Consider the following 24,349-nt stretch of genomic DNA (forward strand, 5'->3'; position numbering starts at 1 on the left):
ACACCGACCCGGCGCCGGTAAGACGACCCCGACGGGGCGCGGCGGCGAGTCGGCGGGACCAGGGCAATCTGCGTCGGGGCCAGCGGCAGCAACGATGCAAGGGCGTGCGTCGATCGCACCGGCCCGCGGGACGTGAGCTTGTCGACTGTGGCCCACCCGAGCTCGTGGGTGGGGGACGCCACACCGATTTGGTGCGGTAAGTGCGGCGAAAGCAATTATCAAGCTGGTATCGCTATCTTCTTACTCATGCCGGAACAGCAGCCGCGGCTCCTCGCCGACAGGTACGAGCTGGTCACTCCCCTCGGCCGAGGCACGATGGGCACTGTGTGGCGTGCGCACGACCGCCTGCTGGACCGGGACGTGGCCATCAAGGAGATCCGCCAGGACTCCGGACTGAACAAGGAGCAGCGCGCCGAGCTGCGGGAACGTATGATCCGGGAGGGGCGGTCGGCGGCGAAGATCGCTCATCCTTCTGTGGCGACGGTGCACGACACGATCGTGGTGGACGGGCGGCCGTGGATCGTCATGGAGCTTGTCGAGGCGCGTTCGCTGGAGCAGGTGATCGACGAGGAGGGGCCCCTGCCGCCCCGGCTGGTCGCCGAGATCGGGCTGGATCTGCTGGGCGCGCTCGGCGCCGCACACGAGCAGGGCATCCTCCACCGCGACGTCAAGCCCGGCAATGTCCTGCTCACCGAGACCGGCCGCGTCGTCCTCACCGACTTCGGCATCGCCAAGGCCGAGGGCGACCCCAACATCACCAAGACCGGCATGGTCATCGGCTCCCCCGGCTACACGGCCCCTGAACGGGCCCGCGGCGACCACACCGGCCCCGAGTCCGACATGTGGTCGCTGGGCGCCACCCTCTACTTCGCCGTGGAAGGCCGCCCCGCCTACGAGCGCCGCACCGTCAGCGAGACCCTCGCCGCTTTGATGACCGAGGAAGCCGAACCCGCCACCCAGGCCGGCCCCCTCCGCCCCGTCCTGGAGGCCCTCCTCCACAAGGACTACACCCAACGCCTGACCGCCTCCCAGGCCACCTCAATGCTCCACACCGTGGCCCGCACCCCCGGCAAACAAGCCCCACCCCGCCCGGCCTCCCCCAGCCCATCCAGAGCCACCACCCCGGCCCCGTCATCCAGCCCCCCGGCAAACGCGCCGTCCCGCCCCGCCGCCGCACCCGGCCCCGCCCGGCCCGGCCCGTCCACCGCCCCCAACGGCTCCCCCACCGCCCCACCCGGACCCGGCCCATCCGCCCGCCCCACCACCCCACCCCGAGGCGGCACCCCCACGGCCCCGACACCCGCCACACCGGGCAGCGCCGGCACGTCAGGCGGCCGCACATCAGGCGCCGGCACGCCGGGTGGCGGCGCGCCCTCCGCCCCTCCAGCACGCACTACTCAGGCGGGCAAGCTCGGACGTATGTCGTCGCCCGGCTCGGGTGTGGACGCGCAGACACCGCCGGTCACCCGCCCGGCCGCCGCACGGGCCGACGAGGAACCGACGGACGTCGACCCCAACCAGACGATCACCGTCATCCGGCCCAAGGGCGGCCTCCGCATCCCCAGCCCCACCACGTCACCCCCGCCAGTGGAGGACGACGACCAGCCCACCATGATCGGGCTCCCCCCGATCACCTCGGCGCCCCCCTCCGCCCCGGCCCCCGGCCGGGCAGGACCCCGACCCCCGGCACCCACCGGGCCCCCTTCCAGACCGACGACACCTGGCGAGCCGACGCCCGCCCCCAGCGGACCGCCCTCCCGCGGCGGATCCCTGTTCCAGCCGTCCCCCCCGGCCGGTTCACCTCCTCGGCCGCAGGCACCCGGCGTACCGCCCTCGGCAAGCCGCCCGGCCCCCATCTCCGCACCCCCGCTCCGCCCCCACACCCCCCCGCCCGGCGGGCCCCGGCCCACGCCCGGAACTTCCTTCACCACCCCGCCCCGCCCCGCCGTACCCGGCGCCCCTCCTGGAATCCCTTTCGACGCCCCCACCGGCCCCCGCCCCCAGCCAGGACCCGCACAGGCGGCACACCCGGCAGCGGGCCCGTGGACGCCGTCCGGCGCACCGGAGGCAGGCGACGCCGGACAGGACACGCGCACGGTCCGGGACGCGGGCGGCCTCGGCACCGACCTGTTCAGCTTCCAGGGCACCGCCACCCCCCGCACCAGCAGCCCCGTGGGCATGATCGTGCTGGTGATCATCGCCCTCCTGGGCCTGGGCACGATCATCATGCTGGCCGCCGCCGCCCTCTCCAGCTCCAAGAGCGGCGCCACCGGCCCCGGCAGCACCCCCGCCGCCTCCAGCCCGGCCTCGGGCGACGCCTCGGGCCCGGCCACCGCCACCGCCACCGTGTCCGACTCCGCCCCGGCCTCCTCAGGCCCGGGAGCGAACGCCGAACCCGCCCAAGGCCTGCGCCGCCATACCGACAGCACCGGCTTCGTGATCGACATCCCCGCCAAACTGCAGGACGTCCCCCGGGGCCGCACGGTGAACTTCACCGCCGACGGCGACGCCCGCTCCATCCGCGTCAGCCAGTCCCCCAACGGCAGCACCGACATCCTCGCCACCGTCCGCGCCGCCGAGGCCAGGGCCATCGCCGCCGGCACCTACCCCGGCTACAAGCGCATCAGGATCGCCCAGACCAGCCCCTCCCCGTACACCGGCACCGACGTCGCCGACTGGGAGTTCACCTACGCCGCCCCGAACGGCCAGGCGCGTGTCTTCTCCCGCTGGGTGGCCGTCCCCGGTGGCTCCAGCTACGCCATCTACTGGTCCACCCCCGAGGCCGACTGGCCTGCCCACCGCCCCCAGCTCACCTCCGTCCTCTCCTCCTTCCGTCCCGCCCGCACCGACACCCCCGGTGGCTCGTAAACCGGTCAGGCCACCCGGGGCCACGCACGCGGCGACTCCTGGGGCAAGACTGGGGGTATGGAAGATTTCCGGATCGAACACGACTCGATGGGCGAGGTACGGGTCCCCGCCACGGCCAAATGGCGGGCGCAGACGCAGCGGGCCGTGGAGAACTTCCCCGTCTCCGGGCGCGGCCTCGAACCCGCGCACATAGCGGCACTGGGACTGATCAAGGCCGTGGCCGCCGAGGTGAACGGCGAGCTGGGCGTACTGCCCTCCGACCTGGCCGAAGCCATCTCCGAGGCCGCCACCGACGTCGCCGAGGGCGAGTGGAACGGCGAGTTCCCGGTGGACGTCTTCCAGACCGGCTCGGGCACCTCGTCCAACATGAACGTCAACGAGGTCGTGGCCACCCTGGCCGAGAAACGCCTGGGCCGCCCGGTGCACCCCAACGACCACGTCAACGCCTCCCAGTCCTCCAACGACGTCTTCCCCACGTCCATCCACGTGGCCGCGATGGTCGACGTCGTCTACGAGCTGCTCCCCGCCCTGGAACACCTGGCCGTGGCCCTGCGCCAGAAGTCCGTCGAGTTCGACAAGACCGTCAAGGCCGGCCGCACCCACCTGATGGACGCCACCCCCGTCACCCTCGGCCAGGAGTTCGGCGGCTACGCCACCCAGATCGAGAACGCCGGCCTGCGCATCCGCTCGACGTTCCCCCGCCTGGCCGAGCTCCCCCTGGGAGGCACCGCCGTCGGCACCGGCATCAACACCCCACCCGGCTTCGCCGGCAAGGTCATCGAGAAACTGAAGGAAGCCACCGGCCTCCCCTTCGCCGAGGCCAGGGACCACTTCGAGGCCCAAGGCGCCCGGGACGCACTGGTCGAGCTCTCCGGCCAGCTCAAAGTGGCCGCCGTCTCCATCAACAAGATCGCCAACGACCTCCGCTGGATGGGCTCCGGCCCGCGCGCCGGCCTGGGGGAGATCAACCTTCCCGACCTTCAGCCCGGCTCCTCGATCATGCCCGGCAAGGTCAACCCCGTGGTCCCCGAAGCCGCCTGCATGGTCGCCGCCCAGGTCATCGGCAACGACACCGCCGTGACCTTCGCCGGCGCTTCCGGCAACTTCGAACTCAACGTCATGATGCCGGTGATAGCCAGGAACGTCCTGGAATCGATCCGCCTCCTGACCTCCGTGAGCCGCCTCCTGGCGGACCGCTGCGTCCACCGCCTGACCGCCAACCCAGACCGCCTCCGCGAATACGCCGAAAGCTCCCCCTCGGTCGTCACCCCCCTGAACCGCTATGTCGGCTACGAAGAGGCCGCCGCCATCGCCAAACAGGCTCTGAAGGAACGCAAGACCATCAAGCAGGTGACCATCGAACGCGGCCACGTGAAGTCAGGCAAACTCACCGAACACCAACTGGACACCGCCCTGGACGTCCTTCGCATGACCACTCCCCCGACAGCCTGAGGTGACGACCCGCACACCCGGCCGGAGGGCGGTCATGCCAGGTGGTAGCCCTTGATTCCGCTGACGAACGCTCTCCACCCGTCATCGGTGACGCCGAGCACCGGGCCGCCGGGATTCTTGCTGTCCCGGACGGCGCGACCCGTGCCGGCGAGGACGGCCACTTCCAGGCAGTTCTCCTGCATGCCGCTGTAGGTGCTCTTGCTCCACGTGGACATCGAAGGGGGACGGTCCATCTCTGACCCCTACTCCTGCGGTAGACGAGCGGTCAGCGCGGTGACGTAGGCGATCGACTCATCCGCGGTCAGCGCCACCGACACACCTCGATTATGGAGCAATGCGTACGTCTGGACCTCGTCTGGGCGCTCCAGGAACAGGCTGTCGGTGAAGGTCTCCAGGTACACGATCGACGGGTCGAGGTCGCCGGGGAAGTCGAGGATGACGAAACCGCATGCCATGGCCGCGTGGGCGCCCACCATGGTCGGGAGTACCTGGATGGTGATGTTGGGGCGCCTCGCCATCTCGACGAGGTGTTCCAGCTGCTCGCGCATGACCTGAGTGCCGCCGACCGGCTTCACCAGCGCGGCCTCGTCGATCACCGCCCACAGTCGTGGAGGATCGTCCCTGGTCAGGATCGCCTGGCGGGCCATCCGGCCCTGAACGCGGCGGGGTACGGCCGCTTCTCCGGCTTGAAGGCCGTATCCGGCCCGGAAGATCGCTGTGGCGTAGGCCTCTGTCTGGAGCAGGCCGGGGATCAGGGCGATCTCGTACATGCGCATCTGGCTGGCTTCGGCCTCGAAGCCGGGCAGGCTTCCGCGGAAGACGTCTCGGTAGCTCTGCCACCAACCTCGTTCCCGGGACTGGCGGGCCAGGTTCAGAATGGCTTCACGGATATTGGCATCGGAAACGCTGTACAGATCGAGAAGCAGTCGTATGTTGCCGATATCCGGTCGCGTCCATTTGTTCTGCTCCATGTGCGTTAGGCGACCGCGTGACCATTCAAGCCTTCTGCACACTTCGTCATGGGTCAGCCCGGCTCGTTCGCGGAGCTGGATGAGTTCTGCACTGAGACGTCGGCGTTTGACTGTGGGACTACCCGGCACATGCCACCTCCTCCACGATGACGGCTGATCATACGCAGTGGAAGCGGACACGAACTGCGATTGTCCGAATGCGGACAGTTACCGGTTGGCCTTGAAAGTTGAGGAGGCCGAGGCGAGTCGTCAGGGAGGTGGGGGGAGGTAGCGGGTGCGGAGTTTTTGCAGGGCTCGGGTGGTCAGGTGGCCGCCGGGGAGGTGGGACAGGAGGCGGGTCAGGGGGGAGGGGCGGGGGGTGAGGGTCGTGGGGTCGGTGGTGGGGCGGACTCGGGCGCGGCGGGATCTGGTCAGGTCTATGGCGAAGCGCAGCGGGGATTCTTGGGCGTCGATTTTCAGGTGGGGGGTCCAGATGCCCGGGGTCAGATGGCCTTCGGAGGGGAGGCGGCCCACGGGGACCTTGGCCACCAGCTGGCCGGGGAAACGGCCGGGGACGCCTGGTTCCACCAGGGCGGGGACGGTGATGGTGCGGGCGCGGGCGGTGGCCTGGCGGAGGACCAGCTCGGCGGGAGGACCGCCGCTGGGGGGAACGTAAGGGACGGGGAGGACGATGAAGACCTCGCCGTCGCGGTGGGTGACCGAGGCGCCTGGGGAGACCAGGACGATGGAGTCGGCGAAGGACTTGGGCTCCACGTAGACGCTCAGTTCCTTCTGTTCGGACCAGCAGGGGATGACGAGCTTGCGGGGGTGGCCCGCCAGGACGCCCACGCAGCTGAGCTGGGCGCCGCGGTGGCCGGCCACGCGGGTGCGGGCCTGCTGGGCGCCGCCGTGCATGCGGACGTGGACCTCCCACTCGCCTGCGCGCAGCGGACGGCCGAGGGCCGCGGAGCCCACGTCCAGCCTGGCGCGGCCCACGGCCCAGACGCGGACGCGGTCGTTCTCCTGCGAGCGGCAGACCTCGCCGGTGACGGGGATGAAGAAGATCAGGCCGTTGCCGGTGTGGCGGATGTAGACCTCTATGCGGGCCTTGTCCACGGCCTCGGTGACGTCGGCCAGCGCGGGGGGCAGGGTGAGGTCGTCGAGGGGCGGGGTCCACAGCAGACGGTCGCCGGCCGCCGCGAACGTCACGGGCTCGCCGTCGGACGACACGATCTCCACGGCGAGGTCGAGGGTCAGGATGCTCTCGTCCCAGCGGACGTCGCGAAGCTCGGCGTGCAGTGAGGTGCCCGTGGCGGCCTCGTTGAGGGCCACCAGGCGCCCGAGTTGCCCCGATCTGAGGAGAAGTGCCCGGGCGCGCAGATGGACCGGCAGGTGGCCGTCCAGCTCCGGCGGGAACCGTTCCAGGGTGAGGTCGCGCAAGGCGGCGAACAGGCCGGCGCGCCTGCCGACGGTCGCCGACAGCAGGCGGCGCCCGCCGAGGGGGCGCAGCACGCCGGTGCGGAACCAGTGGGCGTACAGGCGGTCGCGCTGGTCCCCGGGGTCGCTGTACTCGTCGATGACGTCCAGCACCGCGCGCACCCCGGCGGCGCGCGCGAGCGGAGTGGCCTCGGAGGGGCGGGCGCGGCCGAGGTGGCAGCACACCTGGTCGGCGAGGACGGCGACGACCTTGGCGGTGAGGTACGCCTTGACGACGAACGCCTGCTCGGACATCTCGGGCTCGATGTCGGGGAAGCGGATCTCCCGGGAGTCCAGGAACGCGCGGCGGAAGAGCTTGTGCGCCGTGGGCAGCGCGAGCAGGCGGTCCCGGAACAGGTCGGCCCGCTCCCGGTTGCGGGCGAACGCCCGGGACGGCGGGTCGTCGCCGCGTACCAGGCGCCCGATCAGCACGTCCGCGTCCGCCTCCACGGCGGCGCGGTACATCGTCTCCAGCGCCACCCGCTCCAGCCGGTCGCGCTGCCCGAGCAGGTAGACGTACTCCCCGCTCGCGACGGCCAGCCCGACGTTGCGGCCCCGCGCCGGGGTTCCGGTGTGTTCCAGGTGCAGGACCCGCACGTTGGGGCGTACCGCCGCGACGGCGTCCAGCCGCTCCCGGGTCCCGTCGCCGGACCTGTCGTCCGCGAAGATCACCTCATACTCGTCCGACGGCATCGTCTGCTCCAGCAGCGATCGCACGCACGCGTCGAACGCGTCATCGTCCGGGCCTGGCTCGGACACCGGCACCACCACGCTGACCTTCACACCCATGCGCGCCAGCGTGCGCCGCGCCCCGGGCGAAGGCCGTCAGACTTGCCGAACCCTCGAACAACCCTGACTAAGAGTTCGCGCACGCCTGGGCCGCCCGCCCGGCGGCCGTCACGGGGGCAGATTCACGTCCGGCGCGGCCAGGTCGTGGTACTCGCGGCAGGTGTGCTCGCCCAGGGCCAGCGGGCCCTTCGAGGTGGTCTGGGTGATCTTGACGGCCCAGATCTCCTCGCGCAGGCGGGCGGTGCAGGTGATCTGGGCCATCGCGGTCCTGGAGAGCTCGCCGGCGCCGTAGACGATCACGTGCAGCCGCAGGCCCACCGGGTTCTCGGGGTCGTTGCGCACGCCCCGCTCCACGCCGTACCGGCCGAGGACGCTCTGCTCCAGCCGGAAGCCGTTCAGCGCGGTGCCGCCTCCCGGCGGGCCCTTGCCCGCCTGGAACAGGGCGGTGAGGACATCCTGCACGGTGTCGGAGGCGGTGGGAACGTTGCGCGGCGTCAGGCGGCCGTCGCGGAGGATGTAGACGTTGGCGGACGCGCCCCGGGCACTGATCACGGGCGCGGGGCCGATGTCGGCGAGGTCGGACGGGTCCACACCGCACGCCGCCGCCACCAGGAACGGCACCAGCATCCAGGCCGTGCGGACGGATCGGCGCAAGCGGGCCAGCTTCCAGAAGGCCAGGTTCCAGCGCGTCAGATCCCAGTGCGTCAGGTTCCAGCGCATGCGGTTCCAACGCATCAGATCCCGGTGCGTCAGATCCCGGCGCATGCGGTTCCAGCGTGTCAGGTCCCGGCGGGTCACGGCCATGGGATCCGTACCGTGAACAGCGTTCCGGGGTCCACCACGCGGACCTCGATGGTGCCCCCGTGCAGTTCGGCGTTGGCCTTGGCGATGGCGAGGCCGAGGCCGCTGCCCTCGCCGCGTGCCCGGCCGGCCTCCACCTTGAAGAACCGGTCGAACACGTGCGGCAGCGCGTGCCGCGGGATGCCCTTCCCCCGGTCCCGCACCCGCACCTCCAGGCCGGCGGCGGTGGTGCGCGCGGACACCGTCACGGGGGGCGCGCCGTGGCTGAGGGCGTTGCCGGTCAGGTTGGCCACGATCACGTCGAAGCGCCGTGGGTCCACCGAGAACGACAGGCCGGGCGGCACGTCCAGCCGTACCCGGCCCGTCCAGGCGCGGATCTCCAGGCAGTCGGCCAGCGCCACCCCGATGTCCACGTTATCCCTGCTCAGGACCACGGTGCCGGAGTCGAGCCTGCTGGCCTCGATGAGGTTCTCCACCAGTATCCGCAGCCGGTTGATCTCCCGCACCACCAGGTCCACGGCCTTGCCCGCGTCGGGAGGCAGCCGGTCGGCCTCCTCGGTGAGCATGTCCGTGACGGCGGTCATGGCGGTGAGCGGGGTGCGCAGCTCGTGCGACACGTCGGCCACGAAGCGCCGGGACATCGCCTCCAGGGCCCGCAACTCCGAGACGGTCTGCTCCAGCGCGGACGCGGTGTCGTTGAACGTGGCGGTCAGGCGGGCCAGCTCGTCCTGGCCGTGGACGGGGAGGCGGGTGTCCAGGCGGCCCGCGCCGAGGGCCCGTGCGGCCTCGCCGAGGCGGCGCACCGGCAGCAGGACGCTGCGCGCCGACACGAGGGCGACGGTGAGCGCGATGGCCAGGGTGATGCCGCCCGCCTGGGCCAGCGCGATCCGCAGCCGGACGAGGACACCTTCCTCCTCCCGGAGGGAGAGGAACACGTAGACCGTCATCCCGGTGGGCCGTACCGCGCCCGAGCCGGTCAGCCGGTGCACCTGGGTGCCGATGAGCAGCCACGGCTGGTCGTGGATCAGCATCCGCTGCCGGACGAGCCGCGTGGTGGCCACCCTGCGGAACTCGGCGGGCACGTCGGTCAACCCGAGGCTGGAACCGGCGCTGAGCCGCTCCTGGTCGCCGTACTCGAGGATCACCTGGCGGTCCGGGCCGCCGAGCGAGTCGACCAGGTCCTCGAGGTCGCGGTCGGTGATGACGGACGGCGGCCACAGCAGGTCGCTGGTGCCCACCGGCAGGGAGATGCGTTCCAGCACGTCGCGCACGTCGGCGGTGGCGCTGTTCTCGGCGCGGTCCAGCAGCGCCCGGCGTACGAGCTGATAGCCGATGCCCGCCACCAGGGCCGAGGCCGTGACCGCGACCAGGATGAACGTGACGACCAGCCGGCCGCGTAGCCCGGTGGGACGCCGCAGGCGGCCGGTCATGGCGGGCTGAAGCGATATCCGAACCCGCGCACGGTGTGGATGTACATCGGCTCGGCGGGCACGGGTTCGATCTTGGCGCGGATGCGCTGGACGCAGGCGTCCACGAGGCGGGAGTCGGCCACGTGGTTGTGGTCCCACACGGCGCGCAGCAGGTAGCGGCGGTTGAGCACCTGGCCGGGGTGGCGGACCAGTTCGAGCAGCAGCCGCAGTTCGGTGGGGGTGAGGTGGATCTCCCGGCCGTCCAGGGTGACCTTCAGGGCGCCGCGGTCCACCACGAGGTCGCCGAAGCTGATCCGGTCGGCCGCCGCGGACTCCAGGCGGCGCAGGACGGCGCGGATGCGTGCGTCCAGCACGCGGGGCTCGACGGGCTTGACCACGTAGTCGTCGGCGCCGGCCTCCAGCCCGACCACGGTGTCGAGGTCGTCGCCGCGGGCGGTCAGCAGGATGATCGGCAGGGAGTCGAGCCTGCGGATGCGGCGGCACACCTCCACGCCGTCGATGCCGGGCAGCATGACGTCGAGGATGACGATCTCGGGACGGCGTGCGCGTACGTGGTCCAGTGCCTCCTCGCCGGTGGCGTAGGACGTGACGGAGTGGCCTTGGCGGGTGAGCGCCAGCTCAAGGCCCGTACGAACGGACGGGTCGTCTTCGACGAGGAGGATGCCAGCCACCCGAACAGTATTCCGCAGATCCCGGCATGCCCTCCTATGTCATGGAACTGTGACGCGGTGCTCACGGAAACCCCATAGTGGGCGCGTCAGGCTGGGGAGGTCCGTACCCGATCCCGGGTCACCTGCCGCGGGATGCCGGTGTCGCCGCCGATCCGGTGGGTTGGCGGCGCTGTGCGCGGACATCGTTCCGCCCTCCGGTCCGGGGGTCCGGAGGGCGGATCTTTCTCCCCAGTGTGACGAAAATCACAACGGGCGAAATATCCGCACGTAAGACAAGGGTTTGGTCACTCTCGCACCAAGAGATGGTCAAACAACTTTCACGTATCGGTTGCGAACCACCCCCCAGGTCACGGCAAGCTCATAGGCCGTGAGCTCAGGTCAGCAGTTGCGGGACAGGCGGTCCAGGCGGGACGAGAACCAGCCCCCCCCGCCGCCACCACGCGGGCGCGCCCGCAGTGGCTCCCTGCTGACCCCGAAGCGAATCGCGGTCATCGGCCTGACGCTGGCCGTACTGGCCGGAATGGGCGCCTACGCGATCAAGACGATGAAAGACAACGCCGCGGCACCCAAGGACGGCATCACCCTGCCCGAACTGGCCCGCATGCTGGACAACCCTCTGGCACCCGACCCCGAGACCGACGCCTTGAAGGCCGCCGCCGCGCAGGCCCAGCGCGCACAGGCCATCAAGGCAGCTCGCGAGAAGAAGCCCGACTTCGATCCCGTCAAGATCGTCAGAAAGGCCCCCGGCGGCGCCGGCTTCGACCCCGCGAACTTCCCCCCCGGTTCCCGCCCCAACCCCGGCAGCAACAAGGCACTAGGCCAGAAGATGGCCGCCGCCAAGGGCTGGTCAGGCGAGTGGGGCTGCCTGGAGAAGCTCTGGGACAAGGAAAGCCACTGGAACGAACGAGCGATGAACCGCAGCAGCGGCGCCTACGGCATCCCCCAAGCACTGCCCGGAAGCAAAATGGCCAGCGCCGGCAGCGACTGGCAGGTAAACGCCGCCACCCAAATCAAGTGGGGCCTCGGCTACATCGCCGCCCGCTACAAGTCCCCGTGCGGCGCCTGGGCCCACTCCCAGTCCGTCGGCTGGTACTGACCCCACTCCCCTAGTCGACCGGCGAGCCAAGACGTGATCGCCGCCGCCTGAGGCGCCCACGGACACCGGCTGCCCGCTGTACACCGGCTGCCCGCTGTACACCGGCTTGCCCGCCGTGCGGCGGCGCCGCGAAGCCCCGGCGCGGGGAAGCGTCGTCGCCTCGTCGGGGCTCGTCTAATCGGCGCCGGGTCGGTGGGACGTGGTACGGCGAAAACGGCGCCGCCGTACGGCGGAACACCGGCCTCACGGAACGCGTCACGGTGGCGCAGGATGAGCCCGGCAGGCTCGGGGGTGCGGGGGGTGTCCCCCGCAGGACAACAGCCCTAGCGCCTCCCGCGCGGAGCGCCGTCCGCGAGGACCATGTCCGTGGGCGTCCACGGACATCGGGTTGCCCGCCGTATGGCGCCACCGCCACGAAGCCCCGGCGCCGCGAAGCGTCGTCGCCTCGTCGGGGCTCGTCTAATCGGCGCCGAGACGGTGGGACGTGGTACGGCGAAAACGGCGCCGCCGTACGGCGGAACACCGGCCTCACGGAACGCGTCACGGCGGCGCAGGTGAGCCCGGCAGGCTCGGGGGTGCGGGGGTGTCCCCCGCATGAGCACAGCCCTTGCGCCTCCCGCGCGGAGCGCGTCCTCCCGCGAGGACCATTTCCCGGGAGGGCCGGCACGCACGGGTTTGCCGCCGTAAGGCGGCTTCCCGGGGGCGGCACGCGCGAGCTTGCCGCCGTAGAGCGGCTTCCCAGGGGCCGACACGCGCGAGTTTGCCGCCGTAGGGCGGCCTCCCGGGGGCCGGCACGAGGGGGTTTGCCGCCGTAGGGCCGTGCTGGGTTCGGCGTACAGCGTCCCGCTGCCTCGGCGCCGGTGGGGGCCGAGGTGGCGGGACGCTGGGGGCCTGTGGGTCGGAGGCCGGTGGTTGTTGGTGGGGTGGTTAGACGGTGATGTCTTCCAGCATTTCGGTTACCAGGGCGGCGATTGGGGAGCGTTCGGAGCGGGTCAGGGTTATGTGGGCGAAGAGTGGGTGGCCCTTGAGTTTCTCGACTACGGCCACTACGCCGTCGTGGCGGCCCACTCTCAGGTTGTCGCGCTGGGCGATGTCGTGGGTGAGGACCACCCGGGAGTTGGCGCCGATCCGGGAGAGGACCGTCAGGAGGACGCCACGTTCCAGGGACTGGGCCTCGTCGACGATCACGAAGGCGTCGTGGAGGGAGCGGCCGCGGATGTGGGTCAGGGGGAGGACTTCCAGCATGCCGCGGTCGAGGACCTCCTCGATCACTTCGGGGGTGGTCACGGCGCCGAGGGTGTCGTAGACGGCCTGGGCCCAGGGGCCCATCTTCTCGTTCTCCGAGCCGGGGAGGTAGCCGAGTTCCTGGCCGCCGACGGCGTACAGGGGGCGGAAGACGATGACCTTGCGGTGCTGGCGGCGCTCCAGGACGGCCTCCAGGCCGGCGCACAACGCCAGGGCGGACTTGCCGGTGCCGGCGCGGCCGCCGAGGGAGACGATGCCCACCTCGGGGTCCATCAGGAGTTCCAGGGCGATGCGCTGCTCGGCGGAGCGGCCGTGCAGGCCGAAGACCTCGCGGTCGCCGCGGACCAGGCGGACCGACTTGTCGGGGAGCACCCGGCCGAGGGCCGAGCCGCGGGTGGACAGCAGCCGCAGGCCGGTGTGGGTGGGCAGTTCGCGAGCCTCCTCGAGCTCGACGGTGCCGCCGTCGAAGAGGGCCCCCACGTCCTCGGTGGTCACCTGCAGCTCGGCCATACCGGTCCAGCCGGACTCCACGACGAGGTCGGCGCGGTACTCCTCGGCGGCCAGGCCGATCGAGGCCGCCTTGACCCGCATCGGCAGGTCCTTGGACACCAGCACCACGTCACACCCCTCGGCCGCCAGCGAGCGCGCCACGGTGAGGATGCGGGTGTCGTTGTCGCCGAGCCGGAAACCGGCCGGCAGGATCGCGGGATCGCTGTGGTTGAGCTCTACCCTGATGGTCCCCTCGCCTATGGGCATTGGCTCGTCCAGCCTGCCGTGCCGTACACGAAGGTCGTCGAGGAAGCGAAGCGCCTTCCTGGCGAAGTACCCCAGCTCAGGATGGTGCCGCTTTGCCTCCAGTTCCGTGATGACGACGATCGGTAGTACTACCTCGTGTTCGGCGAAGCGGCCCATCGCCGCCGGGTCGGCCAGGAGGACAGAGGTGTCCACAATGTACGTGCGCTTGGCCGGCGTGCCACCGCGCGAGGTTGTGGACGAATTGCTAGAGGACACTGCCACGCGTTCTCCCCCGGGCGCCAGAGTGCAGCGCCCTGCCAGATGAGGTGGTGAACGGACCGGGACCGGTACCCCACCCCCACCCGCACGAGGCGGCGCCGGTGCCCGGCCCTCCTCGCACGCGTGCGACGCAAGGACGGACCCTTTCCCGAAGTAGGCCGAAGGAACTGCCTACTACTTACGGTACGTCGTGGACTCCCCCTACCCAACAGCCCGAGCATGGCGAGGTAGGGGTGTTCACAAGGAGTTTCAGTTGCCGTACCGCCGGTGCCGCGCGGCGTAGGACCGGAGAGCCCGCAGAAAGTCGACTTTGCGGAAGTCAGGCCAGTAGGCCTCGCAGAAGTAGAACTCGGAGTGGGCGCTCTGCCAGAGCAGGAATCCGGAGAGCCGCTGCTCTCCCGAAGCCCGGATGATGAGATCCGGGTCGGGGAGGCCGCGCGTGTAGAGATGCTCCGCGATGTGCTCCACGTCGAGGACTTCGACAAGCTCCTCGATGCTCGCGCCCTTGCTGGCGTGCTCCTGGAGGAGGGAGCGCACCGCATCAGCGATCTCACGCCTTCCTCCATACCCAACCGCAACGTTCACAATCAGCCCAGGCCGCCGTGATGTCACTTCTTTCGCATCTTTAAGGATTCGGGCCGTACGATCGGGCAAAAGGTCCAGAGCGCCCATCGTGTTCACATGCCAGCCGCCGGCGACCAGGCCCAGGACCGTGTCCTCGATGATCTCCATGAGCGGGTCGAGCTCTTCCTTGGGGCGGGTGAGGTTGTCGCTGGACAGCAGCCACACCGTGACGACCTCGACTCCGGCCTCCCTGCACCACAGCAGGAGCTCGGAGATCTTCTCCCCGCCCTTCTGGTGGCCGTGGCTGACGTCGCGCAGCCCCATGGCCCTCGCCCAGCGGCGGTTGCCGTCCACGATGACGCCGACGTGCCGCGGGATCTGGTCGGTGGACAGCTTGGCCTCGAGCCTGCGCTCGTACAGCCGGTACAGGAGATCGCGCGCGCCCATGGAGGCCTCCCCTTCGCGCCCCTCACTCCAGGGCGTAGACACCCCCGCAATTATCCCGCCCCCGGAGTGTGCCCGCCCCCTCGGCGAGGTTGCCGTTACGTCCCGACATGGGGACCGGAAGGTGACATACGGCCGACGCCCATCCTGCGGGCGCCGGCCTCTCGTCCTCAGTCCAGCCGTTCCACCAGGGCGTGGTACTCCTCCCACAGGCCCTCGGGCAGGTGATCGCCGAACGTCGCGAAGTGCTCGGGAATCAGCTCGGTCTCCTGCCGCCACGCGTCCCGGTCCACCGAAAGCAGGGTCGCGAGGTCGTCCTCGGCGATGTCCAGCCCGGTCGTGTCCAGGGCGCCGGCGGGCGGCAGCAGCCCGATCGGCGTCTCGACGGCCTCGGCCCGGCCGTTCAGGCGCTCGACGATCCACTTGAGCACCCTGCTGTTCTCGCCGAAGCCCGGCCACAGGAAGCGCCCGGAGGCGTCCTTGCGGAACCAGTTGACGTAGTACAGCCGCGGCAGCGTGCCGGGCCGGGCCGCGGCGCCGACGTCCAGCCAGTGGCCGAAGTAGTCGCCCATGTTGTAGCCGCAGAACGGCAGCATCGCGAACGGGTCGCGGCGCAGCTCGCCGACCTTGCCCTCGGCCGCCGCGGTCTTCTCCGAGGCGACGTTCGCGCCGAGGAACACCCCGTGCCGCCAGGAGAACGACTCGGTGACCAGCGGCACGGCGGTGGCCCGGCGCCCGCCGAACAGGATCGCCGAGATCGGCACGCCACCGGGGTCGGTCCACTCGGGCGCGATGGTCGGGCACTGCCCGGCCGGCGTGGTGAAGCGGGCGTTGGGGTGGGCGGCGGGCTCGGCCGAGCCCGGCGTCCAGTCGCGGCCCCGCCAGTCGGTCAGGTGGGCGGGCGGCTCGTCGGTCAGCCCCTCCCACCACACGTCGCCGTCGTCGGTCAGGGCGACGTTGGTGAAGATGCTGTTGCCCCACAGCGTGCGGATGGCGTTGGCGTTGGTGGTCTCGCCGGTGCCTGGCGCGACGCCGAAGAACCCGGCCTCGGGGTTGATCGCGTAGAGCCTGCCGTCCTGGCCGGTCCGCATCCAGGCGATGTCGTCGCCGATGGTCTCGACCTTCCAGCCCGGGATGGTGGGCTTGAGCATGGCGAGGTTGGTCTTGCCGCACGCCGAGGGGAACGCCGCGGCGATGTAGCGGGTCTCACCGTCCGGCGGGGTGAGCTTGAGGATGAGCATGTGCTCGGCGAGCCAGCCCTCGTCCCTGGCCATGACGCTGGCGATGCGCAGCGCGTAGCACTTCTTGCCGAGCAGGGCGTTACCGCCGTAGCCCGAGCCGTAGGACCAGATCTCGCGGGTCTCGGGGAAGTGGCTGATGTACTTGGTGTCGCTGCACGGCCAGGGCACATCCTCCTGGCCGGGCGCCAGCGGGGCACCCACCGAGTGCACGGCCTTGACGAAGTCGCCGCGCCGCTCGATGAGCCGCAGCGCCTTCTCCCCCATCCTCGTCATGATCCGCATGGACACCGCGACGTACGGCGAGTCGGTGATCTCCACGCCCAGCTGGGAGATCTCGCCGCCGAGCGGGCCCATGCAGAACGGCACGACGTACATGGTGCGGCCGCGCATGCAGCCGCGGAACAGTTCGCCGAAGGTGTCGCGCATCTCGTCCGGCGCGATCCAGTTGTTGGTCGGGCCGGCGTCCTCGCGGCGCTCGGAGCAGATGAAGGTGCGGTCCTCCACGCGGGCGACGTCGGAGGGGTCGGAGACGGCGTGGAAGCTGTTGGGCCGTTTGGTGAGGCGGGTGAACGTACCCTGTTTGACCAGCAGGTTCGTCAGGCGGGTCCACTCCGCCTCGGATCCGTCGCACCATTCGACACGGTCGGGCCGGGTCAGCTCGGCGATCTCCTGGACCCACGCGACGAGCCCGGCATGCGCGGTCGGGGCGGTCATCTCGATTGACACGGACACGGGGCCGGCTCCTTACTCTCAGGCCAGTCATCATTAACGACATACGGTCCTGAATCCAATTGGCGTAGACCAGTCAATGAAACGCGGGTTCAAGAGCCCTTCAAAAGAGAAGATCTGCGCCCGATATTTCAGTCCTGTTTCCCGCGTGTGAATTCAGGATACCGCCACGACCCCTGCCCGCCACCCGCCCAGGGGGCGTCGTCGCAGGCAGAGGCCGTGATGGTCCGTCGGAGTTTACCCATATTTGGCGGAGATAAAAGAAGGCGACCCGACCGCCCGGGTGCCGGGTGATCGGGTCGCGGATAGAGATTGGTATAGGCCAATTCGAATGGTCTAGGCCGGTTCAATGAATGGTTTAAACCAATTCACGAAGGGAGATCCGGCCCCTCGGAACGCACTCGATCGACCTGTTGGAGAGCATCCCGCAGGTCAGCGAGCCACGTGTCGGTGTGACTGCCCACCAGACGCACGCACCAGGCGAGCGCGTCGCTACGGCTGCGCGCGACCCCCGCCGCCACCAAGGTGTCCAGCACGCGCCGCTCGGGCTGCCGCAGCCGGGTCATCACCGGGATGGAGAGCGTGGTGAACATCACTGTCTCGTCGTCACACAGCACTCCCCAGGAGACCTTCCGCCGGTAGCGGTGCTCGGCCTCCCGCGCGATCTCGATCCGCCGTTCCCGGGTCTCCTCCCGGAACCGCTGCACATGCCCGTCGATCAGCGCGGCCCGCTCCCCGCCGGAGGTCTCCGCCGCCGAGTCCGGCACGGGGATGGGCACGATGATCGCGATCTCCTCGCGATCGAGGACGACCTGCGGCGTCTCGGTGAACCAGTCGGAAGGCAACCGCCCGGTGAACCACGAGGTGATGATCGATTCATCTTTATCCATGTAATGATGATTACACTACTGAGAGTGCAGCACAAGCCACGATGTACGTGCGGAAACACCCGGCGGGGCGTGAGGATGTCAGGCCGGACGGAGCGGAGCCTGTGGTGTGAGGGTCAGCGGGCCTGGGCCGCGGCCCAGGGGCTCACGCGGACCACGCCGGCCAGGTTCCTGGTGTTTATGGGGGCGATTTTTACCACGTCGCCGGTCCGGGGGGCGTGGAGCATTTTGCCGTTGCCCCAATAGATCGCCACATGGGAGATGTAGCCAGGATTGGTGGGGTCGCTACGCCAGAAAAGCAAATCGCCGGGCTGGGCTTGGGCCAGCGGGACCTGGGGGCCGGTGACCCATTGCTGGTGGGTCACGCGGGGCATGCGGACGCCTGCCTGGCCGAAGGCCCACTGGACCAGGCCGGAGCAGTCGAAGGTGTCGGGGCCTTCGGCTCCCCAGACGTAGGGGCGGCCCAGTTTGCTCGCGGCGGCGGTGAGGGCCACCCGCAGCTGGTCGGGGGTCATGAAGGAGCCGGTGGGCCAGGAGCGGTTCTGCTGGACCGGCGGGGGGAGCACGGGGTTGATCAGGGCGACCTGGCTGCCCTTCGGGAGGACCTTGAGCAGGCGGGTGCGCAGGGAGCGGGAGTCGACGCCGGGGGCGCTGACCACCAGCGCGTTGCGTTCCGGCATGCCGAGGGAGCGGCCCACGTCCCTGGCCACGACCGCATTGATCAGGCCCATGCCCATGGTGGCGTACGCCCCGACGCGCAGCTTGCGGCTGCCCGCGTCCAGGGTGGACCCGAGGGCCACCCCGCCGTCGGTGCCCAGCGTGAACGACACCGCCACGTCGCCGGCGGCCACGCCGTTCCACAGCGCGTCGGACCGGGCGGTGGACCGTGGGGTGTAGGCGCGGAACGTCGAGGGGTCGACGCCCATGGTCTGCACGCGCTTGCCGCTCATCATGACGTCCGCGGCACCGACGATCTCGACGGCGCGCACGCCCTTGCGGGCCCGGACCGCGCGGACCACCGCGGCGGACAGGTTCCGTGGCGCCACCACGAACAGGTGGGGCTTGCGCGGCGTGGACAGCGGCGCGACGCCGGCGGGCGCGGTGGGCCGCGGCAGCTCACCGGTGGCCGCGACGTACCCGGTGTCCGGCTTGGCCGCGGGACGGCGGACCGCGGCGCCCGCCTCGGGGCGGTGCGCCTCGAGGTCGCCGAGCACCATCAGGTCGGCCGAGACGACCGCGACCAGGGCCACCGCCACGGCGGGGACCACGCGGCGCAGCAACTGGGACGAGGACCGGCGGCGCGAGCGGCGGGGGGGAACCGGGCGGAAGGCGAGGTCGCGGCGCACCTCGGACAGAGCGCCGCCGAGCCGGCCGCGCACGTCGGTGAGGCTGCGGGAAAGGCCCTCTCGGACGACGGTTGCGTCACGCGGTCGCCGATCGAGCACGTCCACCCCTTCCACGGCGCCTGTCACCGTTCGTCGCCCACGGACCCCTGTGGCACCGTGCGGACCACAGACGAGGGTGCCGTACGCCGCGCGGTCCCGTCCACCCGCGCGCCATCCCCGATGCCGTCGATTCTCGCGAAGTTCGCGGCCGATGTCCGACGTTCGCCCAGAACAGCCGCGATCCGCCGGAGCCGGGCTCCGGCGGATCGGGGTCACATTCGTGTGGCGGACGCGTCAGGCCCGGCGCGCGGGGATCAGCCTCCGATGTAGGGCACCGCTTCGAGGATCTCGACGGTGTTCTGCCGGCCGTTGGGCAGCGTGTAGGTGGCGCGCTCTCCGATCTTCTTGCCGTTGATCGCGGCGCCGAGCGGGGATCGGGGCGAGTACACGTCGATCGGCGAGCCGCTCTCCTCGCGGGAGGCGAGCAGGAAGGTGACCTCGTCGTCGTCGCCGTCGAAGCGGATGGTGACCGTCATGCCGGGTCCCACCACCCCCTCGGTACGCGGAGCCTCGCCGACGCGCGCCTGCTCAAGGAGCTGGCGGAGCTGGAGGATGCGGCCCTCCATCTTGCCCTGCTCTTCCTTGGCGGCGTGGTAGCCGCCGTTCTCCTTGAGGTCGCCCTCCTCGCGGGCGGCTTCGATCTTCTTGGCGATGTCGACGCGCCCGGGCCCCGAGAGATACTCGAATTCCGCCTTCAAGCGGTCGTACGCCTCCTGCGTCAGCCAGGTGACGTTCTCGTCGCGGGAGTCGACCACGGGTTCTCCTTGCGTACTCGTGAGAGTTGCGAGCGTCCGAATTCCGGGAGACTAACAAATTAACCCGATCGAACGCTTTCCCAAAAGTCTTATTGTACGAGATAGCAGTACTGCACGTGGCCCGATGCGGCGGGCGCGCTCGTCCGCAGTCGCTCGGTGAGCTGAACCGTGGACGCCCCCACAGGGATCGTGACGTCCTTGGCGCCCACCTCGGCCTGCCGGGTGTCCATGGCGCGCAGCCTGCACACGGCCGCGCGATCCTCCGGCTTGCTCACCTGGAAGGTTATCGTGATCGAGCCCGGTCCGCCCAACTCGAAGGTGATCACCTGGCTGAGGGCCTGGGGATTGCCCCGGGCGGACATCATGACGTAGCCCCAGCCGGCCATCGCGACGGCCACGACCACGCCGACGACCACGAGCACGACGAGCCGCGCCGACCGCCCGAGCAGCCCCCCGCGCTCCGTAAGATCGGGCACGGGGCCGAGAACCGGCTGGTCGAGGCGTGCGCCACCAGCACTATCGGTCATGGAGGAATCTCCCAGCGGTCGCTCGTCGTTGCACGACACAATTGTCCCCCGCGGGGGCCCCGCCCTCCGCCCCACCCCTGAGCGAACCGACCTCCCCGGGCCAGACCCGGGGAAAAACGAGGAGACACCGAAAGCCGTGAGTGCACCGCTGAGGCTGATGGCCGTTCACGCGCACCCCGACGACGAGTCGAGCAAGGGCGCCGCCACCATGGCCCGCTACGTGGCCGAAGGCGTCGACGTGCTCGTCTGCACCCTGACCGGCGGTGAGCGCGGCTCGGTCCTGAACCCTAAGATGGACCGTCCCGAGATCGTGGCCAACATCTCCGAGGTGCGCCGCCAGGAGATGGAGAAGGCCCGGCTGATCCTCGGCGTGCGGCAGAGCTTCCTCGGCTTCGTCGACTCGGGCCTGCCCGAGGACGAGAACGAGCCGCTGCCCGAGGGCTGCTTCGCGCTGCAGCCGGTGGAGGTCGCGGCGGCCCCGCTGGTCGCGGCGGTGCGCGAGTTCCGTCCGCACGTGATCCTCACCTACGACGACGACGGCGGCTACCCCCACCCCGACCACATCATGACCAACAAGGTGTCGGTCGAGGCGTTCGAGGCGGCCGGCGATCCCGACCGCTTCCCCGATCTCGGCGAGCCGTGGCAGCCGCTCAAGCTCTACTACCACATGGGCTTCACCAAGGAGCGCTTCGAGGCGCTGCACCAGGCCATGACCGAGCGCGAGATGGGCTCCCCGTACGCCGACTGGATCGCCCGCTGGGAGGACCGGCCGCAGAAGTGGGCCGTCACCACGCGGGTGCCGTGCGGCGACTACTTCGAGACCCGGGACCAGGCGCTGCTCGCGCACGCCACGCAGGTGGACCCCGACGGCTTCTGGTTCGTCTGCCCCCGCGAGCTCCAGCAGGAGATCTGGCCCACCGAGGACTACCACCTGGCGCGTTCGCTGGTCGGCACCGAGACGCCGGAGGACGACCTGTTCACGGGCATCCACGCCGAGAACGTCTCGCGCACCCACCCCTGAGCGGACCCGGACCCCCACGGTGGCAGACTTGACGACGTGACTGTTCACGCCGCACACGCGGCCGTCCTGGCGGCCGCGCCCGTCACCCCTGTCGGCCCGGGTCTGATCGGCTTCCTCGTGGTCGCCGCGATCGGTGTCGCCCTGTACTTCCTGATCAGGTCGATGAACAAGCAGATGTCGAGGATCGAGGTCCCGCGCGAGGGCGAGCCGGAACGGCCCGAGTCCGAGGCGAGACCGCAGGACGAGCCCCGCTGAACGCGCCGGGGCGGACGAGAGGACTCCGTTGATGCAGGACGCGGTCGAGGTCGCGGAGAACCACGACGCCCGCCGTTACGAGATCACCGTGGACGGCAGGCTCGCCGGGTTCGTGCAGTACCGCCGCCGTCCCGGTCAGCTGGTGTTCACCCACACCGAGATCGGCGACGAGTACGAGGGCAAGGGCCTCGGCAGCCGGTTGATCGGCGCGGCGCTGGACGCCGCCCGCGCCGCGGGGGTGTCCGTCGTGCCGGTCTGCCCGTTCGTGTCGCGCTTCGTCGAGCACCACCCCGAGTACCGCGACGTGCTCGCCGAGGAGGCCGAGGAGGCCCAGCCGGGCGCCTGACCCGTCAGCGGGCGGACCAGGCGCGCTCCAGGGCCTTCGGCAGGCCCCACCAGCCGAGCTGCGTGAGCACCGAACGCTCGTCCACGATGCCGAGCCGCTCCCACAGGGGCGTGACGGCGGAGAACAGCGACTCGGTCATCTCAAGGTCCTCGGGCTCGTCCATGTCGATGTCGATGTCCTCGGACTCGGCGACGAACCGTGCGATGCGCTCAGGGGACGCCAGCACGCCGGGGCCACGCCGGGACAGCTCCACCACGGCGGCGAGCCAGTCGGCGTGGTGGATGGTGCACAGCGCGGCCAGCGCCGCGTCCTCGCGGCTCAGCTCGCTCTCCAGGTCCCAGAAGCGGTGCTCGTCCTCGTCGTCCTCCTCGATGTCGGAGACCGGGGACGCGACACCCGCCGCGACCATCAGCCACAGCTCGATGTCGCTCTCGGGCAGCGGGCCGTCGTCGAAGCCCGCGCAGGCCCTGAGCACCGATGCGGGGTAGCCGGGCTCGGCCAGCAGCGTACGCAGGCCGCGCGCCGCCTCCTCCAGCTCGGCGAGGGGCAGGTCGGGCTCGGGGAGGTCGGCCAGCACGCGGTGCAGCTCGCTGAGCGCGAAGGCCTCCTCCTCGTCCCAGGCGGCGAACAGCCCTTCGTTCAGCTCCTCGTCCACCACGACGCTCGGCACGCGGCCGTCCGGCAGCGCGGTGCCGAGCCAGCGGTCCTGCACCTCCTCGTACACCTTGCGCGCCTCGTGGTCGCCCGCCACCAGCCGGTCGGGGTCGAGGTCGCCGCGCGCGACGTGCCGCTCAAGATGCTCGACCAGCAGCTCGTACAGCTCGGTGGCGACGGGGCCGCGCTCCCCCTCCTCGGGCCACACGAAGTGACCGCGGGTGATGAGGATCGGCTCGGTGCCGGTGGCCTCCAGCCAGCGCTGGACGTCCCCGACGGTGGCGACGCCGGCCTCGATCCCGGTGAGCGCGGCCTTGGCCGAGTCCCAGAACGGCACGGACAGGGGGTTGCCCGCGGCGAGCAGCTCGCGCCGCAGGTCGGGGATGGACACCAGGGCTTGGCCGCTCGGAACGGCGAGGAGCGCGCGGGCCACGTCCCGCCGGGTCAGGGCGGTCGCGGGGCGGCCCGCGTGCTCACTGACGAACTCCAGATCAACGTTCACGCTGTGTGAGCCTACGCCCCGCCGCGCGGCGGGAACAGCGGGACCGCCGCTCCTGGCGACATTTCACAGCGAATGCCGTGCAACTTAATGGAGCCGACATGTCATCACTGTGCGGCGAGCGCTATAGATGCCCGCTGAGCTGGGGAAAGGTGGGACAGAAGCAGTTTTCGCAACAAGGAGGACTCACCATGACGGTGACCACGACATCACGCCCAAGCCGGGCACGGAGCCAGGCGCGCTCAAGTCCCGACGGTGACCTGGTCGCGCTGGACACCCCCGTCGTCAGCGTCCATCTCCACCGGCCGCACATGCCGCGGATGCCGCGCATGCCGCAGATGCCGGGGATGCGGCGAATGGCGGGCGGCAGCCGTCAGGAGATGGCGCGCGGGATGGAGACGGCGCGCACCTTCCTCCCGCCGCCCGAGCGCATGCTCTACTACGGGGCGCTCGGCGCGCTCGCCGTGCTCGGCCTGGTGGAGTGGCCGGTCGCCGCCGCCATCGGCGCCGGCACCATGATCGCGCAGCGCGCCCGCCGCGGCGCCGAGATGAGGAACGGCGGCCGGACGTCCGCGCGGACCGAGACGGCCACGCCGCGCGCCACCTCGCGGACCACCCGGACCCCGGCGCGGTCCACGTCCCGCACGGGAACGCGCGCCACCACCGCGGCGTCGCGGGCCTCGCGGGCCACCGGCACGTCCCGCGCGACCGGCACGTCCAGGACCGGGACCTCCCGGACGACCGGCACGTCCCGGACGACCGGGACCTCCAGGACCAGGGCGACAGGGACCTCCAGGGCCACCGGCACCTCGAGGACGACCGGCACGTCCAGGACCGCGGGCACCTCCAGGGCCACCGGAACCCGGGCGACGGGGACCAGGGCCACCGGCACCAGGGCCACCGGGACCAGGTCGACCGGGACCAGGGCCACGGGCACCAGGTCGACCGGGACCAGGGCCACGGGCACGAGGTCCACCGGCACCAGGGCGACGGGGACCAGAGCGACCGGGACCAGGTCGACCGGTACCAGGGCCACGGGGACCAGGGCGACGGGTCCGAGCGGGACCTCCCGGGCGACGGCGGCCAGCGGGGCCTCAAGGACGACCGGCGCGGCCGGGACGACGGGGGCCACCGGCTCCACAACCGGGACATCCGGCACCGGAACCGCCTCCGCACCTAAATAGGAGACC

21 protein-coding genes are annotated in these 24,349 nt (G+C 70.8%); 6 read left to right on the forward strand and 15 right to left on the reverse strand.

Annotated features, from left to right (window positions below):
- The first annotated feature begins 246 nt into the window (after positions 1-246).
- A complete protein-coding gene (locus ACFP1K_RS14295) occupies positions 247-2,868 on the forward strand; it encodes a serine/threonine-protein kinase (RefSeq protein WP_380752121.1) in 2,622 nt (873 codons plus the stop codon).
- Between the two features lie 57 nt (positions 2,869-2,925).
- The gene (locus ACFP1K_RS14300) at positions 2,926-4,320 is read left to right on the forward strand and encodes a class II fumarate hydratase (RefSeq protein WP_380752124.1); all 1,395 of its coding nucleotides are present in this window, start codon (positions 2,926-2,928) and stop codon (positions 4,318-4,320) included.
- A gap of 32 nt (positions 4,321-4,352) precedes the next feature.
- Here ACFP1K_RS14300 and ACFP1K_RS14305 read toward each other — a convergent pair whose 3' ends face one another.
- From ACFP1K_RS14305 to ACFP1K_RS14330, 6 genes are all read right to left on the reverse strand, one after another.
- The gene (locus ACFP1K_RS14305; protein ID WP_380752127.1) at positions 4,353-4,553 is read right to left on the reverse strand and encodes a DUF397 domain-containing protein; all 201 of its coding nucleotides are present in this window, start codon (positions 4,551-4,553) and stop codon (positions 4,353-4,355) included.
- Positions 4,554-4,562: 9 nt separating this feature from the next.
- Positions 4,563-5,471: a helix-turn-helix domain-containing protein gene (locus ACFP1K_RS14310; protein ID WP_380752131.1), complete on the reverse strand. Its 909-nt coding sequence runs from the start codon at positions 5,469-5,471 to the stop codon at positions 4,563-4,565.
- A gap of 69 nt (positions 5,472-5,540) precedes the next feature.
- Positions 5,541-7,535: a glycosyltransferase family 2 protein gene (locus ACFP1K_RS14315; RefSeq protein ID WP_380752134.1), complete on the reverse strand. Its 1,995-nt coding sequence runs from the start codon at positions 7,533-7,535 to the stop codon at positions 5,541-5,543.
- 108 nt (positions 7,536-7,643) lie between these two features.
- On the reverse strand, positions 7,644-8,339 hold the full coding sequence (locus ACFP1K_RS14320; protein WP_380752137.1) for a hypothetical protein: 696 nt from the start codon (positions 8,337-8,339) through the stop codon (positions 7,644-7,646).
- On the reverse strand, positions 8,330-9,766 hold the full coding sequence (locus ACFP1K_RS14325; protein WP_380752140.1) for a sensor histidine kinase: 1,437 nt from the start codon (positions 9,764-9,766) through the stop codon (positions 8,330-8,332). Before ACFP1K_RS14325 ends, ACFP1K_RS14320 begins: the two co-directional genes overlap by 10 nt.
- Positions 9,763-10,437 (reverse strand): response regulator, encoded by a 675-nt coding sequence (locus ACFP1K_RS14330; RefSeq protein WP_380752143.1) that lies wholly within the window; start codon positions 10,435-10,437, stop codon positions 9,763-9,765. Before ACFP1K_RS14330 ends, ACFP1K_RS14325 begins: the two co-directional genes overlap by 4 nt.
- A 367-nt stretch (positions 10,438-10,804) precedes the next feature.
- On the opposite strand from ACFP1K_RS14330, the gene ACFP1K_RS14335 reads away from it, so the two are divergent.
- A complete protein-coding gene (locus ACFP1K_RS14335) occupies positions 10,805-11,533 on the forward strand; it encodes an aggregation-promoting factor C-terminal-like domain-containing protein (RefSeq protein WP_380752146.1) in 729 nt (242 codons plus the stop codon).
- 927 nt (positions 11,534-12,460) lie between these two features.
- Here the strand turns inward: ACFP1K_RS14335 and ACFP1K_RS14340 are convergent.
- From ACFP1K_RS14340 to ACFP1K_RS14370, 7 genes are all read right to left on the reverse strand, one after another.
- Positions 12,461-13,729: a PhoH family protein gene (locus ACFP1K_RS14340; protein WP_380752338.1), complete on the reverse strand. Its 1,269-nt coding sequence runs from the start codon at positions 13,727-13,729 to the stop codon at positions 12,461-12,463.
- A gap of 312 nt (positions 13,730-14,041) precedes the next feature.
- Positions 14,042-14,803, reverse strand: coding sequence for an isoprenyl transferase (locus ACFP1K_RS14345; protein ID WP_380752150.1), 762 nt, complete (start codon positions 14,801-14,803; stop codon positions 14,042-14,044).
- Between the two features lie 167 nt (positions 14,804-14,970).
- Entirely contained in the window at positions 14,971-16,755 is a 1,785-nt protein-coding gene (locus tag ACFP1K_RS14350; RefSeq protein ID WP_380752341.1) for a phosphoenolpyruvate carboxykinase (GTP), read from the reverse strand.
- Positions 16,756-17,138: 383 nt separating this feature from the next.
- A complete protein-coding gene (locus tag ACFP1K_RS14355) occupies positions 17,139-17,660 on the reverse strand; it encodes a hypothetical protein (protein ID WP_380752157.1) in 522 nt (173 codons plus the stop codon).
- A gap of 113 nt (positions 17,661-17,773) precedes the next feature.
- Positions 17,774-19,102 carry a C40 family peptidase gene (locus ACFP1K_RS14360; protein WP_380752162.1) on the reverse strand — a complete coding sequence of 443 codons (1,329 nt, stop codon included), beginning with the start codon at positions 19,100-19,102 and terminating at the stop codon, positions 17,774-17,776.
- 254 nt (positions 19,103-19,356) lie between these two features.
- Entirely contained in the window at positions 19,357-19,857 is a 501-nt protein-coding gene (gene greA, locus ACFP1K_RS14365; protein WP_184986284.1) for a transcription elongation factor GreA, read from the reverse strand.
- 89 nt (positions 19,858-19,946) lie between these two features.
- The gene (locus tag ACFP1K_RS14370) at positions 19,947-20,384 is read right to left on the reverse strand and encodes a DUF4307 domain-containing protein (RefSeq protein WP_380752166.1); all 438 of its coding nucleotides are present in this window, start codon (positions 20,382-20,384) and stop codon (positions 19,947-19,949) included.
- Between the two features lie 136 nt (positions 20,385-20,520).
- Here ACFP1K_RS14370 and mca point away from each other — a divergent pair, with 136 nt between their 5' ends.
- The 3 genes from mca to ACFP1K_RS14385 are packed head-to-tail and all read left to right on the forward strand — an operon-like array spanning position 20,521 to position 22,006.
- Complete coding sequence (gene mca / locus ACFP1K_RS14375; protein WP_380752169.1) at positions 20,521-21,405, forward strand: mycothiol conjugate amidase Mca; 885 nt, start codon at positions 20,521-20,523, stop codon at positions 21,403-21,405.
- Between the two features lie 36 nt (positions 21,406-21,441).
- Positions 21,442-21,660 carry a hypothetical protein gene (locus ACFP1K_RS14380; protein ID WP_380752172.1) on the forward strand — a complete coding sequence of 73 codons (219 nt, stop codon included), beginning with the start codon at positions 21,442-21,444 and terminating at the stop codon, positions 21,658-21,660.
- 31 nt (positions 21,661-21,691) lie between these two features.
- A complete protein-coding gene (locus tag ACFP1K_RS14385) occupies positions 21,692-22,006 on the forward strand; it encodes a GNAT family N-acetyltransferase (RefSeq protein WP_380752175.1) in 315 nt (104 codons plus the stop codon).
- Positions 22,007-22,010: 4 nt separating this feature from the next.
- On the opposite strand, the gene ACFP1K_RS14390 is transcribed toward ACFP1K_RS14385, so the two are convergent.
- Positions 22,011-23,162, reverse strand: coding sequence for a hypothetical protein (locus tag ACFP1K_RS14390; RefSeq protein WP_380752178.1), 1,152 nt, complete (start codon positions 23,160-23,162; stop codon positions 22,011-22,013).
- A 436-nt stretch (positions 23,163-23,598) separates the two neighbouring features.
- Positions 23,599-24,318: a hypothetical protein gene (locus tag ACFP1K_RS14395; RefSeq protein WP_380752181.1), complete on the reverse strand. Its 720-nt coding sequence runs from the start codon at positions 24,316-24,318 to the stop codon at positions 23,599-23,601.
- Positions 24,319-24,349: the final 31 nt, after the last annotated feature.

The organism is Sphaerisporangium aureirubrum, from assembly GCF_042658925.1.
GTDB lineage: Bacteria > Actinomycetota > Actinomycetes > Streptosporangiales > Streptosporangiaceae > Sphaerisporangium > Sphaerisporangium aureirubrum.